The sequence below is a fragment of the Verrucosispora sp. NA02020 genome (assembly GCF_013364215.1).
Classification (GTDB): Bacteria; Actinomycetota; Actinomycetes; order Mycobacteriales; family Micromonosporaceae; genus Micromonospora.
The window spans coordinates 2,252,071-2,269,853 of the sequence record NZ_CP054923.1; the positions used below are offsets into that span (position 1 = coordinate 2,252,071).

The 17,783-nt window shown below is 72.0% G+C and carries 14 protein-coding genes and 1 riboswitch; of the genes, 7 read left to right on the forward strand and 7 right to left on the reverse strand.

All coding sequences use genetic code 11. From position 1 onward, the window contains the following. Positions 1–27 precede the first annotated feature (27 nt). The gene (locus HUT12_RS09880; RefSeq protein ID WP_176093183.1) at positions 28–582 is read left to right on the forward strand and encodes a hypothetical protein; all 555 of its coding nucleotides are present in this window, start codon (positions 28–30) and stop codon (positions 580–582) included. 327 nt (positions 583–909) lie between these two features. Here HUT12_RS09880 and pseI read toward each other — a convergent pair whose 3' ends face one another. The 3 genes from pseI to HUT12_RS09895 form a co-directional block, all read right to left on the reverse strand. Beyond that, the gene (gene pseI, locus HUT12_RS09885; RefSeq protein ID WP_176093184.1) at positions 910–1,959 is read right to left on the reverse strand and encodes a pseudaminic acid synthase; all 1,050 of its coding nucleotides are present in this window, start codon (positions 1,957–1,959) and stop codon (positions 910–912) included. Further along, positions 1,956–3,122: a glycosyltransferase gene (locus tag HUT12_RS09890; RefSeq protein WP_254876766.1), complete on the reverse strand. Its 1,167-nt coding sequence runs from the start codon at positions 3,120–3,122 to the stop codon at positions 1,956–1,958. The genes pseI and HUT12_RS09890 overlap by 4 nt, the downstream gene beginning before the upstream one ends. A gap of 89 nt (positions 3,123–3,211) precedes the next feature. Next, a complete protein-coding gene (locus HUT12_RS09895; protein ID WP_131057022.1) occupies positions 3,212–4,543 on the reverse strand; it encodes a polysaccharide pyruvyl transferase family protein in 1,332 nt (443 codons plus the stop codon). A gap of 193 nt (positions 4,544–4,736) precedes the next feature. Between HUT12_RS09895 and HUT12_RS09900 the strand changes: the two genes are divergently transcribed. From HUT12_RS09900 to HUT12_RS09915, 4 genes are all read left to right on the forward strand, one after another. Further along, on the forward strand, positions 4,737–5,999 hold the full coding sequence (locus tag HUT12_RS09900) for an acyltransferase (RefSeq protein ID WP_176093185.1): 1,263 nt from the start codon (positions 4,737–4,739) through the stop codon (positions 5,997–5,999). 124 nt (positions 6,000–6,123) lie between these two features. Beyond that, entirely contained in the window at positions 6,124–6,573 is a 450-nt protein-coding gene (locus tag HUT12_RS09905) for a hypothetical protein (RefSeq protein ID WP_176093186.1), read from the forward strand. Between the two features lie 177 nt (positions 6,574–6,750). Next, positions 6,751–7,506 carry a hypothetical protein gene (locus tag HUT12_RS09910; protein ID WP_176093187.1) on the forward strand — a complete coding sequence of 252 codons (756 nt, stop codon included), beginning with the start codon at positions 6,751–6,753 and terminating at the stop codon, positions 7,504–7,506. 316 nt (positions 7,507–7,822) lie between these two features. Continuing rightward, positions 7,823–7,964, forward strand: a riboswitch (cyclic di-AMP (ydaO/yuaA leader). A gap of 216 nt (positions 7,965–8,180) precedes the next feature. Beyond that, entirely contained in the window at positions 8,181–9,050 is an 870-nt protein-coding gene (locus HUT12_RS09915; protein ID WP_176093188.1) for a C39 family peptidase, read from the forward strand. A 143-nt stretch (positions 9,051–9,193) separates the two neighbouring features. Here HUT12_RS09915 and HUT12_RS09920 read toward each other — a convergent pair whose 3' ends face one another. The 4 genes from HUT12_RS09920 to HUT12_RS09935 all read right to left on the reverse strand — a co-directional run bounded on the left by HUT12_RS09920 (position 9,194) and on the right by HUT12_RS09935 (position 14,309). Next, entirely contained in the window at positions 9,194–10,894 is a 1,701-nt protein-coding gene (locus HUT12_RS09920; protein WP_176093189.1) for a CDP-glycerol glycerophosphotransferase family protein, read from the reverse strand. Between the two features lie 33 nt (positions 10,895–10,927). Then, positions 10,928–12,433 (reverse strand): bifunctional cytidylyltransferase/SDR family oxidoreductase, encoded by a 1,506-nt coding sequence (locus HUT12_RS09925; protein ID WP_176093190.1) that lies wholly within the window; start codon positions 12,431–12,433, stop codon positions 10,928–10,930. Positions 12,434–12,598: 165 nt separating this feature from the next. Next, positions 12,599–13,399, reverse strand: a complete 801-nt coding sequence (locus tag HUT12_RS09930) for an ABC transporter ATP-binding protein (protein WP_176095718.1) — start codon at positions 13,397–13,399, stop codon at positions 12,599–12,601. Positions 13,400–13,409: 10 nt separating this feature from the next. Continuing rightward, a complete protein-coding gene (locus tag HUT12_RS09935; RefSeq protein ID WP_176093191.1) occupies positions 13,410–14,309 on the reverse strand; it encodes an ABC transporter permease in 900 nt (299 codons plus the stop codon). Positions 14,310–14,476: 167 nt separating this feature from the next. Between HUT12_RS09935 and HUT12_RS09940 the strand changes: the two genes are divergently transcribed. Both HUT12_RS09940 and HUT12_RS09945 read left to right on the forward strand, forming a co-directional pair. Continuing rightward, positions 14,477–15,115: a TetR/AcrR family transcriptional regulator gene (locus tag HUT12_RS09940; protein WP_131056214.1), complete on the forward strand. Its 639-nt coding sequence runs from the start codon at positions 14,477–14,479 to the stop codon at positions 15,113–15,115. 181 nt (positions 15,116–15,296) lie between these two features. Next, on the forward strand, positions 15,297–17,603 hold the full coding sequence (locus HUT12_RS09945) for a DUF6077 domain-containing protein (RefSeq protein ID WP_176093192.1): 2,307 nt from the start codon (positions 15,297–15,299) through the stop codon (positions 17,601–17,603). Positions 17,604–17,783: the final 180 nt, after the last annotated feature.

Below are 17,783 nucleotides of genomic sequence, written 5' to 3' on the forward strand. Positions count from 1 at the left end.
GTCGCCGTGGACGCGGGCGGACCGTCCGTGGCCACGCTCCTCGCCGCCGCGCCGCGACACCTGCGGGTCGCGTCGGCCACCGACTCGGGCGACGCCGTCACCCGCAGCCACCTGGCCGACGGACGGTGCGTCGGCTGGTACGCGCCACCGATCCCGGGTTGGCGGGTCGCGATCGACGCCGAGTACGCCGCTGCCGAGGTGCCGCCGATGCTGGCGCACCGGTTCGGCACCTCGAACTTCTGGGCCCGGTGGACCCGCACCGAGTGCGTGGCCAAACTCGCCGACGTGCCGATGGTCGCCCTCTGGCGCCGGTACGGCCTGAGTGTGCCCGCCGGCACGGTCTGGCTGTGGCGCACACTGGTCCTCGACCTCGACCTCGACCTCGATCTCGACCTCGGGCTCGACCTCGACCTCGGTCCTTCGGGCCTCGCCCGCGAGGTCGGCTCGGCGGACCGGGAGGCACTCTCCGACCTGGTCGTCACCGTCGCCTTCACCGTAATCCCGGGCCTGCCGTCTCCCGGTCCGGACCTACCGCCTCCTGACCTGGACCTACCGCCTCCTGGTCGGTCCCTATCGAGCTGAACCGTCTGCGCCGTCGTGCCGCCGACCGGCCCGGGCCTGCCGTCTCCCGGGCCTGCCGTCTCCTGGTCGGTCCCTTTCGAGCTGAACCGTCTGCGCCGTCGACGCCCCGACCGCCTCGCCCCATCCGATCGAGTCCAGAGCGGCCTGCCGGATCGCGGCATGTCGCTGGCTGCCGCTTCGGGGTGGGTAGATTTGTTGTCGCCCCAGCGACAACAAATCTACCCACCAACCGTCGGGGCGTTGTGCGGGACACCGACCGTCGGGGCGTTGTGCGAGGGACCGCAACGGCCGACCACATGCCGAGCTGGTGGCGGCGAGGGCCAACGCTCAGATCAGGTCCCAACTCAGCGGGGTGCCCCGGGCGACGTCGGTGGTGAAGTGGCGACCGAGGACCCGGTCGATCTCCACCGGGTGCAGCCCGCCGGCCGGCCGGATCGAGCGTACGGTGGCGGCGGTGACCTCGTCCCCGGCGCGCACGTCGGCCACCACGTAGAGCGAGCGGCGGAAACGCAGGCCCTCCCGTTCGGCGGGGGTGGGGCCGACTGCGGTGCCGCCGAGCGCCGCGTACGCCCGCTCCGATTCGACCACCAGCGCGGCAAGCTCGGACGGGTCCAGCGAGAAGTCGGAGTCCACGCCGCCGTCGGCGCGGTCCAGCGTGACGTGTTTCTCGATGAAGCATGCCCCGAGGGCCACCGACGCGACCGGCACGCCGATGCCGGGCGTGTGGTCGGAGAGACCGACGGGTACCCCGAACGCCTCGGCGAGCACCGGGATGCGGCGCAGGTTGCTGTCGGCGGGCGGGGCCGGGTACGAGGCGGTGCAGGCCAGCAGCACGATCCCACCGGCACCACCGTCGCGGGCGGTGCGGACGGCGGCGTCGATCTCGGCCAGCGTGGCCATCCCGGTGGAGATGACCATCGGCTTGCCGGTGGCCGCGACGAGCCGGATCAGCGGCAGGTCGACCAGCTCCGACGAGGCGATCTTGTACGCGGGCGCGTCCAGTTCCTCCAGCAGCTCCACGGCCGAGGCGTCGAAGGGGGAGGAGAAGACCGTCAGCCCGTGCTCACGGGCCCGTTCGAAGATCGGCCGGTGCCACTCGTACGGGGTGTGTGCCCGCTCGTAGAGCCGATAGAGGTTCTGCCCGCCCCACAGCTCGTGCCCGCCGGAGATGCGGAACGCCGGGGTGTCGACGTCGATGGTGATCGTGTCGGGCCGGTACGTCTGGAGCTTGAGCGCGTGTGCACCGGCCGCCGCGACGGCGTCCACGATGGACAGTGCCCGCCCCGGGTCGCCGTTGTGGTTGCCGGACATCTCGGCCACCACGAAGGGGCGCTCCCCGGCGCCGACCAGATGCGGGCCGATCTTCAACGTGGTCATCGTGTTCCGTTCTGACGAGTCCGCACCAGCGGGCGGGGTGACGTGGGGGCCGCTGCGCCGTCGGGCGGGGGCGGGGACGCGGCGGTCGCCGTGGCGGTCGGGGCCGATGCGTCGGGCGGGGGCGGGGCGGCGGGCGCCGCAGCGCGCAGCCGGGTGGCCATCCGGTGGGCCCGGCGCAGCGCGGCGTACGCCAGGTAACTGTCCCGGCCGACGAGGAGGTGCTTGAACCCGGCCACTCCGCCGGGCCGGGGGTACCCGCTGCCCGGCAGGTACCGGCGGTAGTGCTCGGCGACCCGGCGGAAGAAGTCGCGCCGCAGGTGCGGGTGCAGTCGGTCGTCGTTGCCCACCACCACCAGGAAATGGTTCACCATCAGGTCGAACAGCTCGCTGTGCCAGCGCCCGTCCGGGTGCCGCTCGTGCCGCCAGGTGAAGAGCCGGTCGTACTGGTCGAAGGCGTCGAAGTGCCGGCCGCTGCGGGTGGAGGTGATGGCGCCCTGGCGGCCCTGGCGGTACAGGTAACAGACCCGGTCCAGCACCGAGATGCGTGCCGCGCCGATCAGCAGCGGGTGGCTGAACGGGATGTCCTCGTACCAGCCGGGGTGGAAGCGCAGCCCCAGCTCGGCCAGGAACTCACGGCGGACCACCTTGTTCCAGGCGGTGTGCTGCACCCGCAGCAGCCGGGGCCGGTCGGCGAGCCGGAACACGCCGGGTGCGTCCCGCAGCAACCGGCTGCTGGGGTCCACCTCCCGGCGGCCACAGTCGTGCACCCGCAGGTGGTCGACCATCATCACGTCGGGGCGGTCCGCCCGCAGCCGGTCCAGCACCGCCGGGATCGTGCCCGGCGGCAGCCAGTCGTCGCTGTCGACGAACCAGACGTACCGGCCGGTCGCCACGTCCAGCCCGGCGTTGCGGGCCGGGCCGAGGCCGACGTTGGTCGCCAGGTGCCGCACGCATACGCCCGAATGCTCGGCCGCGTACGCGCGCAGCAGATCGCCGCACCCGTCCGGCGACGCGTCGTCCACCGCGACCAGTTCCACCTCGGCGGCCCGGTCGGCGGGCACGTCACCACGGATCGAGTCGAGGCACTGCCGCAGGTACGCCTCGACGCGGTAGACGGGTACCACGATGCTCAACAGCGGCGCGTGCGTCGGCTGAATGACCACGCCGCAACCATCGACCGCCCGGATGGACGGCCCTGGAACCCGACGTGGCCGGCGGTGGTGGAGTTTTTGAACAGCCGGGCAGCGCGGGGTTAACGGTTGAGCATGCGGCGCACCGAGCCGGGGACGGCCTTCTTGATCCGGGTCCGGATCCGCTCCGGCCGAGGCATCGCCTGTGACGCCTGCTCGCGAAGTACGGCCTCCTGGTCACGAAGCCACTCGATGCGCTTGACCAGCACCTCGGGCGAGGTGGCCAGCGCCGGGCGGACGGCCGGCGGGAAGGCGGTCGCCTGCCGGGTGGCGTCGAACACCGCCGCGCTGTCGGCGTCGTTGAAGGAGTTGCCCAGGTTGTGCTTGGTCAGGAACTGGAGCATCGTGTCGTACCGCTGCTTGTGGCCGTTGACCATGCCCGAGTAGTCGGCCTCGTCGTAGAGCTGGGCGGCGTCCACATCGGCCGGCACGTCGCGCATCACCCGGTGCGGGATCTCGAAGTAGCGGGCCAGCTCCAGGGTGCGCGAGTCGTGCGCGAAGAGGAAGCCCGGCGTGCCGGCGAGCAGCGAGACGATGGTGCCGTGGATGCGGGTGCCGAAGTTGAAGTCGAACCCGGAGAGGTAGTCGATCCACGTCCACGGGTCGACGAACATCCGCACCTTGTCCTCGGTGAACAGCGGGTGCGTGGTGTGGATCGGGATCTCGCTGGTCTTGCCACGGTCCTCGGGGGCGTCACCGAAGAGCAGGGTGCCCAGCGTCTTGAGGTCCTGCGGGATGTAGCGCAGGTTCTCGTAGCGCTGGTGGTGCGTCTTGATGATCTTCGCCATCGACTTGACGTACGGCGAGACGGTCAACGCGATCTTGTCGTACGGGCCGATGAACGTCTTGCGCTTCTCCACCGGCAGGGTGTCGCCGTGCAGGAACATCGACGGGCAGCCGATCACGTCGACGTTGGAGAAGCCGATCGTCCGCAGGTAGTCGGCGGTGATCTCACCCCGGACGCCGATGCTGGGCGAGCGGTCGAGGACGGCCCGGCAGAAGCGACTGACCTGGTCGTCGATCGGACGGAGGTATTCCCGGTCACCGTCGACGTTCGTCTGCACACCCACCCCGAGCACCACGACCGGGATCTTGAGTCGCTCGATCAGCCGGCTCATCGCGTCGAGCCGGTGGGCGTAGCTGCGCCGGAACGCGTTCGCCAGCGGGACCACGAAGACGTCGTACTCCTCGTTGATCCGGTCGCTGTCGCGCATGTTCACCGTGAAGCCGTTGGGCGTGATGGTGGCGGCGCGGGTGGCCAGCAGCTTGTTCGCGGCGTGACTGAAGACCAGGTTGCCCGCGTTCTCACCGATCAGGTTCCGCTCGAACGTCTCCTCGGGCGAGTTGACGTCGAAGGGACCCTTTCGGGCCCGCATCAGGATCCGCTGGTGCATCGCTGACTCTGCCTCTCGTCGGTGCCGGCCCCGCCTCGGCATGCCCGGCGCACCACCGAGCCGGATGGCGGGGTGGGTGCTCATCCAAGTCCCGGGAATACTAGGCCACCGGAGGACCGGTTGACACCTGCGCCGCATCCGCCCCTCCTGCCTCGCGTCGAGTGGGTGTGCCCGCACCGGTATGGTGCCCGGAATGACCAGCGCCACCGTCGTCGATAGGCAGCCCTCCACCACCCGACGCGGTGACGCCAGCCGATTGCCCTCGTTGACCGGACTGCGCTGGATCGCCGCGCTGCTGGTCTTCGGTTTCCACGCCGGCACCATGCGCATCATCGCCGAGCCCGGTCACCAGGCGGTGGTCAGCGAGATCTTCACCCTGGGCCTGTCCGGGGTGCAGTTCTTCTTCATCCTCAGCGGCTTCGTGCTGGTCTGGTCGGCCCGGGTCGGTGACTCCCGCCGCCGGTTCTGGCGTCGTCGGCTCGCCAAGATCTATCCGAACCACCTGGTGTTGTGGGCGCTGGCCATGCTCGCGGCGCTCTGGTTCGCCGACCCGATCAACCCGGTGGCCGCGCTGGAGAACCTCTTCCTGCTCCAGGCATGGGACCCGCGACCGGGCTACTTCTACAGCGTCAACAACGTGAGCTGGTCGCTCTCCTGCGAACTGTTCTTCTATCTGTGCCTGCCGTTGGCGTTGCCGCTGATCCGACGGGCCAGGCCGTGGATGCTGTGGGCCGTCGTGATCGCCATGCCGTTGCTGATCCTGGCGCTCTGGCCCGGACAGCAGTTGGTGCCGGAGCAGAGCCGGTGGTGGTTCGCCCAGATCTTCCCGCTGGTGCGGTCGCTGGAGTTCTGGATGGGTGTGGCCGCCGCCGAGCTGATGCTGCGCGGTCGCTGGCGCGGGCCCCGGCTGCCGCTGGCCACCGTTATCTTCGTCGCGACCTGGGTGGCGGCCTCGCAGTGGATCCGGGCCGAACTCTGGGCGGCACTGCTGTCGGTGGCGTACGTCCTGGTGATCGCGGCGGCGGCCGACGCGGACGTGCACGGTCGCCGTTCGCCGCTGCGTTCCCGGCTGATGGTCTGGCTGGGCGAGGTCTCGTTCGCCTTCTACCTGGTGCACGTCTTCGCGATCATGACGATCCTGCGGCTCACCGGAGACTGGGGCACCGGCCTGCCCGGCTGGTGGGGAGTACCGGCGGTGATCGGGTTCCTGCTGCTCACCCTGGCGCTGGCCGCGTTGCTGCACCGCTACGTGGAGCAACCGATGATGCGCCGACTCGCCCCGAGCCGCGCTGCCGCCGGCCCCGCCGCCCCGCCTGGTGGCGGGTCCGCCGAGCCTGCGGGACCGTCCGCAGATCCGCCCGCCGGATCGCCCGCTGGCCCGCCCGCCGGGCCGCCGAGGCAGCGGGTGCCGGGTGACGAGCCGAGTACGGCAGGTCTCCGCGACCGGGACCGCTGAGTCCACCGTGGACCGTTGTCGTCGACGCCCCGACCTGCTGTTTCGTGTGCCGATTACGGCGCGTCGTCTACCTGACACGCCCGCCGCCGATGCGGTGCGACAGTGGTGGCGGTAGCGTGACCGGGTGCTTCCCGTCGCGCCCGCCCGTCCCCTGTGGTGGCTGGCGCGCTGGGCGACGCGACTGCTGACCGGGTTCGCGGTCGCCGCCGCGTTCACCCTCGGCACCTGGGCGATGCCCGCACTGGCCGCGCCCGCACTGGCCACCCCCGCACTGGCCGCGCCCGCACAGGCCGCGCTCGTCGGGCACCCCGTCGCCGGCCGGTTCGGGTCGGCTCCTCTCCTCGTGCCCTCGCCCCGTGCCGACTGGCGCCCCTCGTCGACGGGTGCGCTGGTCACGGTGTCCGCCACGGGGGCCGTCGACCGCGCCGACGCGCTCGGCGTACCCGGGCTGCCGCCCGAGGCGGGCCTGGCGCAGCGGCCCGCCGTGACGGCGGTGGTGGGCGGCCCGGCGGCGTCCCTCCCGACGGCGGTCCCGCCGGGTGCCCACGGTGCCCGCGCCCCACCCGGCGACTGACCTCACGCCCCGCTGCGGCACACCGACCGGACTCCGCCGCAGCCCGTCCCGCAACGCCCGGGACCTCTGCCCCGCGAAACATCCCGTCACCGCCCCGCCCGGTTCCGACGCGCCGCCGTCGGGGGACCGGGTGCCGGCGGCCCGCTGTCAGCGCACCACGGCCCACGAGGTACCGCCATGGAGAAGACCGTCCTCTACCAGTTCCTGATCGAGGTGCCCCGGGCCGCCGCCATCTGGTCGGTGCTGCTCGTGCTCGCACTGGGCGTGCTCACCGTCCTGGTCGCCCGGCCCGAACCGTCCGGCCCCGACGAGACCGGCCCCGCCGACGACCCCGCCGAGGCCGAGACGGCCGACCTGCGCCGCTACGCCGGTGAGGTGGCGGTGGCCGCCGCCGGGGCCGCACAGAACGCCGCCCGGCGGCGGGACGCGTGGCGTACCGCCCAGACCGCCCTCGACCGTGCCTGGGCCCGCTTCGACGAGGCGGAGAGCCGGGCCCGACGGCTCGCCGGGACCACCGCGCTGCCCGCCCCCCGCACCCCCCGCACCGCCAGCGAGTACGCCGCCCGGGAACGCTGGCTGCACCACGCCGCGATGGTGGCGCACTGGCGCGGTGACCTGTCGGCGCGGCAGCTCACCGACGTGCTGGCCCGGCGGGCCGGCTGGGACCCCCGCCTGCACCCGGCCGCACAGGAGGTCGTGCTGGCCCGGGTCGTCCGGGACAACCACCGGGCCACCTACCGGGCCGCCGCCGAGCGGGAACGGGCCGCCTGGCGGGAGACGGAACGGGCCACCGAAGCGGCCCGGGTGCTCTCCGCCGAGGCGTACGCCGCCGCGCAGCGCCTGCGACCGAACCCGGTGCCGGCACCCGCCGTGACCACCGCCGCGCGTCCGGCCGCTGCGGCCCTGCGCTGGCGTCCGGCGCGCGTGGGGTGACTCGGGCGAGACGCGCGGAGCCCCGGTAATCCAGCCTGATCGGGTGAGCCCGGTCACACCGATCGCCGGAACGGACGGTGGTGCCGCAACCGCCCGAGACGTGACGTGATGTCCGGAGGCATTGTCCGGGGGTGGTCCGGTTGTCACCGCCCGTTACGTCGATCACCGTCGGTCCTGTTGCGGGACATCGATGACCGAACGCCCGAAAATCACTGAGCTGGATCATGTTTGCGCAGGTCAGAGCGGGTTGGCAGGGCAATGACCGACCAGTAATGTCGGCCCGTCCGATGCGGTAACCGATCGCAGGAGGCGACGCCGCATCGACCCGCCTAATCGTGGTCTCACGAACCGGGGACCCACCGCACCTCTGGGGTGAATCCGCGAGCCTCGGCTCGCGGTAGGGCCAACTTCCCGCCCGAACCCGTCAGCTAACCCGGTCGGCGGTGTCGGAAGGAGCTTTCCTCTCGTGCATCCCCTTGTGATACCCCTCTTGTTCCTCCACGGCACTGCGGTGCCCGCGCTCACCGGGCCGTCGGCCGCGAGCTGACTGCGGCCCCCGCCCGGCCCCGACCGGGCGAAGCCCCTCGCACGGCCCGTCCGCCCACTCGGGCGGTCCTCGGCATGTCCTGTCGAGCTGACCGCCGGAGCGGATCGCCGTGCCTCCCCGAGCCCCCGTGGAGGACTCCGTGAAGCAGACCCTGACGCGCCAGCTACGCCGGCTGGCCACCGAACGCCCCTACCAGGTCGTCGCCGCCTCGGCCGCCGCGCTGGCGCTGGCCACCGGCACCGGTGCCGTACTCGTCGGCACCGATGACGCCCCGACGACCGCGCACACCACGACCGCCGTCGCCGAGATGCGGGGCGACACCGTCGCCTCCCGCGCCGACACCCGCGCGGAGCCGACCCCGTCGACCCCGCCGGGCAGCGCGGCCCCGAGCAGCGCCGCACCGTCACCGTCGCCCTCGCCCACGCCGAAGGCCACCTCGGCGGCCCCCTCGCCGGTGGCCGTCAGCGAGAAGACCGCACCGAAGCCACCGACGCGCAAGGTCCTGGACTACGACTTCCAGGCCCAGACCACCGGCTACTACTGCGGCCCGGCCGCGGTACGCAACGCGCTCAGCGCCGCCGGGGTCGACCGTGACCAGGACACCCTGGCCGCCCAGCTCGGCACCACGTACGCCGGCACCAACTCGGCTCTGGACACCACCCGGGTGCTCAACGCCACGCTCAAGGGCGAGCCGTACTCGACCACGATGCTGCGGGGCGGCTCGGCCACCCCGACGCAGATGGACCAGCTCCAGGCCGACGTGGTGGAGGCGATCACCGACGGGCGCGGTGTGGTGGTGAACGTGGCCGGCAGCGCCACCGACACCGACGGTGGCTGGCACTCCTTCCCCGGCGGCCACTACGTCGCCGTGGTCGGTTACGCGGACGACGGTCGACTGGTCAAGATCGCGGACTCGGCCGACGCCTCGTACTACTCGTACTGGATGAGCACCACCGACCTCGCCCACTGGGCCGCCACCCGCGGCTACTCCTCCTGAGATGTAAGGACGAGATGTAAGGACCGGATGTAAGGAAGGGTCCCCTGCTATACACCAGGCGATAGCAGGGGACCCTTCCTTACTTCTCGGTCTACAGGTCTGACCGAGTACGCCCACCGCTCACCACGGCCGCTGCTGCGCGCTCAGGGGGCGGTCGGCAGCGCCGCGTCGTCGGTCGTGGTCCGTGGCGCCGGGGCGGTCCAGGCCGGGTCCAGTTCCCGCCGGGCGGCGGAGAGGAACGCCTCGGCGTACGAGTCGGCGGGGAAGTCGCCCAGGTAGCGCCGCCGGGTCGCCCAGCGTGCCTCGGCGAGCGGATCGGTGTCGAGCAGCCGCGTCAGCACGTCGTCCAGGTCGGCAATGTCCCGCCGCAGCACGTAGCCGGTGGCGGCGAGGGGGAACCGTTCGACGAACCGGTCACCGTCGACGCCGGTGTCGGTGACCGCGTAGGGCTTGCCCGAGTACAGCCAGTCGGAGACCACCCCGGAGACGTCGGAGACCAGCGCGTCCGCCCGGTTCACCGACTCGGCCAGGGTGAGCCGGCTGGCGGCGGCGCCGAAGACGTGCTGGCGGCCGGTGCGGGAGCGGTCGGCGGCGAGCAGTTCGTGCAGCCGGGCCAGGCGTCGGGCCGAGCCCGGGTGCTGGTTGGTGTAGGGGTGGGCGCGCAGGATCACCGTGGCGCCCCGGTCGAGCAGCCGCCGCAGCAGCGTCTCGGCCATCGGCAGGGAGCAGTAGTCGGCGTCGGCGTGGTGGCCGGTCCAGGTGGGGGTGTAGAGGACCGTGGGGTTCGTCAGCCCCCGGGTCGGCTGGTGGCGTACCTCGATCGCCTCGACCTGCGGGCGGCCCACCACCACGAACTTCTCGGCCGGGATCTCCACCCCGGCGCGGGCGTACCGGTCGACGGCGGCCTCGCCGGCCACGAAGATCCGGTCGAAGATCGCCGACACCGGGTTGGCGCTGGGCGCCTTGTCGCTGTCGCCGTGGTGCAGTTGGACGTGGGTGAGCTGGGTGAATCGGATGCAGTGGCTGTTCTTCGCGCCGTGGTTGACGTAGAACGCCACCCGCAGGCTCGGCACCAGCACCTCGTCCATGGTGCGCAGGGTGGGGCAGTAGACCACCGGTGCGGTGGTGGCCGCCGCGACGGCGGGCAGGAACTCCGGTTCCCGCAGCATCACCACGAACGGCCGTCCGATCCGTTCCAGGTACGGCAGCCACATGGTGACCTGGTACTCCGAGCCGGGCGGGGCGGAGAAGTGCAGCACGAACTCCGGCTGGTGCCGGCGTAGCGCCCGGGTGACCGCCGACCCGCCGGCCGTCGGCCGGAACCGGCGGCGGGCCAGGTCGAGGGCGACCGCCCCGGCGGCGGCACCGACCGGCAGGCAGACCAGCAGGGCGACCACGGCGGGCAGCCCGGCCAGGGCGGCCACGGCCAGGGCGGCGAGCAGCCCCGCCACCGCGTCGTCGAGCCGGGCGGCGACCTGCGGCACCCAGGTGCGTACCGGCAGGTTGGCGGCGCGGATCTCCAGGTTGCCGGCGGTCCGCAGCGGCCCGGTGACCAGCACCAGCCCGAGCAGCACGAGGGCGGTGACCGCCAGGATCGGGTCGAAGCCGCCGTCGAGCTGCCGGGCGTAGCCGACCAGGATCCCGGCGGCGAGCAGGGCGGTCTCCGCGACGCTGTCGGCGCCCGGTCGGACCCGGCGCTCCCAGACCGTGGCGGCGAGCGCGGCCACCGCCAGCCCGAGCCCCCAGGCGGTCGCGCCGGTGAGCGCGAGCACCAGGAACGCCAGGACCGCACCGCCGGTGGCCAGGCCCCGGGCGGCCAACTTCGTGACCAGGTCACCACGCATCTCGGCGCTGCCTTCGTGCTCGTCGTCGGCGGGTCAGCCGACGCGGGTGCCGCTGCGGGGGGCGTCGGCCTGGGTGGGTACCGGGGCGGGGGTCGACGCCTCGCCGGGCGGCCGGCGTACGTCGATGACCTGGCCGGTGAGTTCCGAGATCAGCACGTCCAGCGAGGCCTGGGCGACGGTCTCGGCGGCGAGCAGGGTGTTCTCGGGCTCCGCGCCGAACGCCTTGGTCCGCATCGGGGTGGCGGTCCGCTCCGGGTTGATGATGTTGACGCGTACGCCGAACTCGGCCCACTCGTCGGAGAGCGCCTGGGTGAGGTTGACCAGCGCGGCCTTGGTGGCCGAGTAGAGCGCGTAGTCGGCCCGGCCCCGGGTGTACGAGCTGGAGGTGTAGAGCAGGAGCTGGCCCTTGGTCTGCTGGAGGTAGGGCAGGGACTGCCGGGCGACGGTCACCGGGCCGACGAAGTTGACCTGGAGCACCCGGTCGATGGTCTCCTGGTCCATCTCGGCCAGCGCGCCCTTCTCCAGGATCCCGGCGGTGACCACGACGTGGTCGATCCGTCCGGTGGCCTCGAAGGCGGTCCGTAGCGCGGCCTCGACGTCCTCCGGCCGTTCCACGTGCGTGCCGGTGCTGGAGCGGCTGAACGGGAAGACCTGGGCGCCGTGGCGGCGGGCCAGCTCGGTCAGGTCGTGGCCGATGCCGTAGCTGCCGCCGAAGACGACGATCGTGCGGCCGGTGACCTCTTCGCTGTACGACCGGTGGTCGGTGAGCCGGGGCACCTTGGCGGCGGCGAGCTGGAACAGCTTGTCCGCCAGGTGCACGTCGACCGGGTGGGTGACCTTGATGTTCTCGTCCGAGCCGTCGATCACCTTGATCGGCACCTCGGGCAGGTAGCGCAGGACGACACCGCAGTCGTCTGTGGCGGCGAAGTTCGGGTCACCCTCGGCCAGCCGGTACGCCTCCCGGATGGTGGTCGACCGGAACGCCTGCGGGGTCTGGCCCCGGCGCAGCGTGGCGCGGACCGGGATGTCGGTGATGCACTCGTCCTCGTCGACCTGGATGATCGTGTCGGCCGACGGGATGGCCACGTCGACCGCCGCGTACGTCCAGAGGGCGTTCACGCACTCCCGGACGATCCGGCCGCTGAGCAGGGGTCGTACCGCGTCGTGGAAGAGGATGTTGCAGTCGGCCTCGCCGACGGCGTCCAGCGCGACCCGGGTGGTGGCGTTGCGGGTGTCGCCGCCCTCGATCACCTTGGTGACCTTGCGGAAGCCGGCCTTGTCGACGATCCGCTGCGCCTCGTCGACGTGCCCGGTGGCCATCAGCACGATGATCTCGTCGATCTCCGGCGCGGCCTCGAAGACGGCCAGGGTGTGCTCGATGATCGGCTTACCGGCGATCTTGAGGAGCTGCTTGGGGATGCCGAGGCCCAGTCGCGTGCCGGTGCCGCCGGCCAGCACCACGGCCACCGTCCGCGAGGGTCGCCACGGTGCCGGGCTCTCCGGCGGGCTGCCCGGGTCGGTGGTCTGGTCCTGCGTCATTGCCGGTCCTCGCTCTCGGGGGTACATGGCTCGGTGAGGTGGTGTGGGGTGGGGGGTGTCGCCGGCGCCGGCGACGGGTTGAACCTTAACGCGCGGACCGCGCCACCCCAACGGGCCGACGCGGTCCGCGCGACGCCGCACGGGCGTCGGACGTTCGCCCGGACTCTACTTGCCGTTCGTGAACGCCTCGTAGGCCTTCAATACCTCGGCGGTCGGTCCGTCCATCCGGATCAGGCCCGATTCCAGCCAGACTGTCCGTTCGCAGGTGTCCCGGACCGAGGAGAGTTGGTGGCTGACCAGGAACACCGTGCCGGCGCTCTCCCGCAGCTCGCGGACCCGCTTCTCGCTGCGCTTGCGGAACGCCTTGTCGCCGGTGGCCAGCGCCTCGTCGATCAGCAGCACGTCGTGCTGCTTGGCCGCCGCGATGGAGAAGCGCAGCCGGGCCGACATGCCGGAGGAGTACGTCCGCATCGGCAGGGAGGCGAAGTCGCCCCGCTGGTTGATCCCGGAGAACTCGATGATCTCCGGGAGCTTGCGCTGCACCTCGTCCGGGCGCATGCCCATGGCCAGGCAGCCGAGCGTGACGTTGCGCTCCCCGGGCAGGTCGTTGAGCAGCGCCGCGTTCACCCCGAGCAGCGACGGCTGCCCCTGGGTGTAAATCGCGCCGCGCTCCACCGGCAGCAGACCGGCGATGGCCCGCAGCAGCGTCGACTTGCCGGAGCCGTTGGTGCCGATCAGCCCGATCGCCTCACCCCGGTATGCGGTGAAGGTGACCCCGCGCACCGCGTGCACCTCGCGCACGTTCGGCGCCGAGGAGCGGCTCATCATCCGCTTGAGCGCGGCCACCGGGCTGGTGTTGCCGGCGGCGCCCTTGTGGATCCGATAGACGATGTGCGCGTCGTCCACCACCACGGTCGGGATCCGGTCCTGGATCCGGGGGAGGGTGACCGTCACGTCGTTGGACATCTCGAGGTGATCAACCACGACCGTACTCCTGTTCGCCGCGCCAGAAGTAGAGGTAACCGCCGATGCCCATCACGACCGCCCAGCCGACCGCGATCAGCCAGGTCAGCGGCAGCGAGTCGTTGAGCAACGGGGTCTCCTCCAGCAGGGCGCTCCGGGCCAGCTCGATGTAGACCAGCATCGGGTTGAACTGCACGATCCCGGTGGCCCAGCCGGGAAGGTTCTCGGAGAACAGCGTCACGCTGTAGAGCACCCCGGAGCCGTACATCCAGGCCCGGAGCACGAAGGGCATGACCTGCTTGAGGTCGGTGGCCTTGGCGCCCAGCCGGGCCACCACCATGGTCAGCCCGGCGTTGAAGACCGTCTGGAGCAGCACCGCCGGCACCAGCATCAGCCACATCAGCGTGATCGGCTCGCCGGTGGCCACCACGATGCAGACCAGCACCACCAGCGAGCCCAGGAGTTGCTGGAACTGGGTGGTGGTGATGGCCAGCGGCAGGCAGGCCCGGGGGAAGTGCAGGGCCCGGATCAGGCCGAGGTTGCCGCTGATCGCCTGGGTGCCCTGCTGCACCGTGGTCTGGGTGAAGTTGAAGATGAACAGACCGGTGGTGAGGTAGGCGATGAAGTTCGGGATGCCCCGGTTCTGCTCCAGCACCACGCCGAAGATCAGGTAGTAGACCGCCGCGTTGGTCAGCGGGGTGAGCACCTGCCAGAGCTGCCCGAGTCGGGCGTTGCTGAACGAGGCGGTCAGCTTGGCGTTGGCGTACGCGGCGATGAAGTGCCGGTAACGCCACAGCTCACCGCTGTAGCGGCGCAGTGAGGGCCGCTCGCCGGCCACCCGCAGGCCGTGGCGGGTCGCCAGCTGCGCGGGAGTGAGGCCGGAATCGGGGTCGGCCAGCGCGGTGTTGGCCATGGGGATGGGCGCTCCGATCTGTCGTGCGGCGGATACGTTCGCGACGATGGAATCTAGCGTGGAGCGCCGCCTCGCCGCTGCGTGGACAGTAGTCCGAAAGACGTCGGGACGCAACCGTACCGTCGTTGCGCTACATTGTTCCTCGTGACAGTCGAGAGAAGTCCCAGGTGACGACCGGGAAGAGGCGTACGCCGGCCGGTGCGGCAGTGCTCCGTGGCGAGATCACCACGGCCATTCGCCGTGCCCTCATGCAGGAACTCGCGGCGGTCGGCTACGGCCGGCTCTCCATCGAGGCGGTGGCGCGCCGGGCGGGCGTCAGCAAGACCGCCATCTACCGCCGGTGGAACTCGAAGCTCGACCTGGTGCTGGAGGTGGTGGCCGCCGCAGCCGGTGGTCGGCTGCCCGCGCTGGACACCGGCAGCCTCCGCAGCGACCTGGTGTTGCTGTTCCAGGTGGTGGCGCACGCCCTGCGACATCCGCTCGCCGTGCAGATCATCCCCGACCTGCTGGCCGAGGCGGCCCGCAACCCGACCATCGACGAGACCCTCCAGCAGGTGTTGCGCGCCCGGCAGCACGAGGTCGTCGGCCGGTTGATCGGCCGGGCGGTCGAGCGCGGCGAGGTGTCCGCCGACATCGACCGGGACGCCGCGGTCGACCTGATCGTGGGTCCGCTGTACTGGCGACTCGCCGTCGCCCGCGCCCCGCTCACCGACAGCTACCTGGAGACCCTGGTCGAGTCGGTGGCACGCGGGCTCGGCGGCCCCGACCCGCTGCCCCGGCCGAGGGCGGCCCCGACCGGGGGTTGAGCAGGCCCGACCCGGGGTACCGCTGGCGGGAGTCGGGCATCGGGTCCGCGCGTCGCTGCGCGTCGCCTCGACTCGACATCCGGGATGACTACGCTCGGTGTGGTTCGCGGGGTCTGCCAGGCGGCCGTGGAGTGTCCAGCCGCACCCGCCCGTACGACGACGACAAGGACGCAGTGTGTCGATGACCGACCAGACCGTCGCCGAGCCCGCTCCGGCAGCGGCCGACGGACCGACCGGTCCCGCCTCCCCACCACCCGGCCCGCAGCCGTCGCCCTGGCGGCACCTCCGGGCCGGGCTGCGCGGGCTCGGGGCCGGGATCGCCGCGATCCCGGCCGTGCTGACCGACGTCGCCGTGCTGGCCTTCGCGCTCTGGACGCTGCTCTATCACCTCGCCCTGCCGCTCGGCTGGGCCCCGTCGTCGACCCTGCGGATCTGGCTGGTGACCGGCCCGGCGCTGGCGCTGCTCGCGGTGCTGGTGCGGGTGGGCCAGTGGGCCTGGCGGCGTCGGGCCGTCCGGGCCGCGATGCCCACCGACGCCACCACGGATCCCGACGGCACGCCGGATCCGGACACCACCACGGATCTCGATCCCACGCCGGATCCGGAGAGCACGACCGGCGCGGACGCGCCGACGCGCGCCGGGACGACGCCGGCCGAGGGCGCGGACGGGTCTGCCGGTACGCCGACGGACCGGCCCAGCCGGATGCCGGTCGCCCAGCGCCTGGCGACGGCGGTCGTCCTGCTCTTCGGCGTGGCGGCGGCGGTCACCGCCGGCCTGGCCGGCACCCCGGCGGGCGAGAACATCTCCTGGTGGTGGCCCGCCTCGACCGGTGCGGTCGCCGCCGTCGGCATGGCGGTGCTGACCGTGTGGACCTGGCGGCGGGTGCCGCCGAGCCGGCCCTCGGCGCCCGCCCCGAACGCCTGGCAGGCGCTGTACGCGTTGCTGATCTCCGGTGTGGCGGCGGCGGCCTCGCTCTACATCGCCCGCAACACCCCCGACGACGTCTACTACGTGGGCCGGTCGGTGTGGGTGGCGGAACGCGACATCGTGCCGCTCAACGACTTCCTGTTCAGCGAGAACGTCCTCCCGGCGATGGCGTCGCTGCCGCCGACCGCCAGCATCGAGGTGCTGGCCGGCGCGCTGGGCCGGTTCCTCGACATGCACGCCTCCTCGGCGACCTGGTTCCTGCTGCTGCCGGTGATGGCGGTGCTCGCCGTCCTCGCGCTCTGGCGGGTGGTGCACCGGTGGGCGCCGCGCCGTCCGGTGCTGGCCTTCACCGTGGCCGCCGCGTTCCTCGCGCTGGTCGCCGGCTCGGACGCCGCGCTGGGCACCTTCCACCTGCCCCGGCTGTACGAGGGCAAGGGCATGTTCGTGTCGGCTGTCGTGCCGTTGATGTGGTACTACCTGACCCGCTGGTTCGAGGACGGGCGCAAGCGTCACCTGGTGCTCGTCTTCGCGCTGTCGGTCACCGCCATCGGGCTGACCACCACGGCGGCGATCATCCTGCCGATGCTGGTCGGCGGGGCGGCGCTGATGATGCTGTTGGTCGGGCGCTGGAAGTCGGCACTGCTGGTCGGCGTCGTCGCCCTGGCGTACCCGGTCGGCTCGGTGGTGTTGACCCAGATCGTGCTGGGGCAGGGCACCGCGGACGGGGCGGACGCGGTCGCCTACGACGCCGCGTACACCTACCGGCGCACCTTCGAGATCGGCATCGTCGGCGTGATCGGCGGACTCGCCCTGTGGTGCGGTCCGCTGCTGGCCCGTCGTCGTACGGCGGGGCTGCTGGCCGCCGGTGGTGCGCTGACGCTGAGCGTGCTGATGGTGCCCGGGGTGCTGGAGTGGCTCGGCTCGCTCACCGGCATCTCGGTGGTGCTCTGGCGGGTGCCGTGGCTGCTCGCCCTGCCCGCGCTGATCGGGCTGCTCTGCACGGTCTGGCTGCCTACCCGGTTCCGTTCGGTACGCGCCCTGGTGGGCGTGGTGCTGGCCGGCTCGATGATCGCGTCGTTCGCCGTCTACGCCACTCCGATGTGGTCCGAGCGGAGCTGGGTGGAGATGCGCGACCGGCCGAGCTGGAAGATCCCGGAGCGGCGGCAGGTCATCGCGGAGTGGATCGTGACCCTCGACCGGCCGGACGGCTTCCTGCTCGCGCCGGCCACCATCATGCGGGCCATGCCGATGGTGACCAGTCAGGTCCGCGTCGTGCTGCCGCGCGACTTCTACCTGGTCGAGTACGACCTGGAGTCGCAGTTCGCGAAGGACCGGCTGCTGTTGACCCGGTTCTCCGACGGGGGACCGGCGGAGGGTCGACCGACCCGGGACGAGGTGGCCGAGGCGCTGGAGCGGCTGGACGTCGGGACGATCTGTGTCTACAACGGCAACCGGTTCGCCCGACGGACCGCGGCCCGACTCGGGTACGCCGAGTTCGCCGAGTTGCCGCCGCCGGTGCCCGACCAGCCGGGCGGGGTCACCTGTCTGCGTCGGAACTGACGCGTCCGGCGGATTTCGGGTCGGTTACGTGGACCGTCCGTTTCGAGTGATCGACGGTTTGGGCGAAAGATGCCGGATACCCGAGCGTTGTCCCGGCGAGGTTTCGCGTTAAGGTCGCAGCTACGCTGGCGGCCGTTCGAGGCGTATCCAGCCGGTCATCGATCTCGTTAGGGAGCGTAC

Excerpts from the sequence above, each read along its gene's own strand:
- HUT12_RS09910 (WP_176093187.1), top strand. The coding sequence starts at position 6,751 with ATGGAGAAGACCGTCCTCTACCAGTTCCTGATCGAGGTGCCCCGGGCC.
- HUT12_RS09930 (WP_176095718.1), bottom strand. The coding sequence starts at position 13,399 with ATGTCCAACGACGTGACGGTCACCCTCCCCCGGATCCAGGACCGGATC.
- HUT12_RS09900 (WP_176093185.1), top strand. The coding sequence starts at position 4,737 with ATGACCAGCGCCACCGTCGTCGATAGGCAGCCCTCCACCACCCGACGC.
- HUT12_RS09895 (WP_131057022.1), bottom strand. The coding sequence starts at position 4,543 with ATGCACCAGCGGATCCTGATGCGGGCCCGAAAGGGTCCCTTCGACGTC.
- HUT12_RS09920 (WP_176093189.1), bottom strand. The coding sequence starts at position 10,894 with ATGCGTGGTGACCTGGTCACGAAGTTGGCCGCCCGGGGCCTGGCCACC.
- HUT12_RS09945 (WP_176093192.1), top strand. The coding sequence starts at position 15,297 with ATGACCGACCAGACCGTCGCCGAGCCCGCTCCGGCAGCGGCCGACGGA.
- HUT12_RS09925 (WP_176093190.1), bottom strand. The coding sequence starts at position 12,433 with ATGACGCAGGACCAGACCACCGACCCGGGCAGCCCGCCGGAGAGCCCG.
- HUT12_RS09935 (WP_176093191.1), bottom strand. The coding sequence starts at position 14,309 with ATGGCCAACACCGCGCTGGCCGACCCCGATTCCGGCCTCACTCCCGCG.
- pseI (WP_176093184.1), bottom strand. The coding sequence starts at position 1,959 with ATGACCACGTTGAAGATCGGCCCGCATCTGGTCGGCGCCGGGGAGCGC.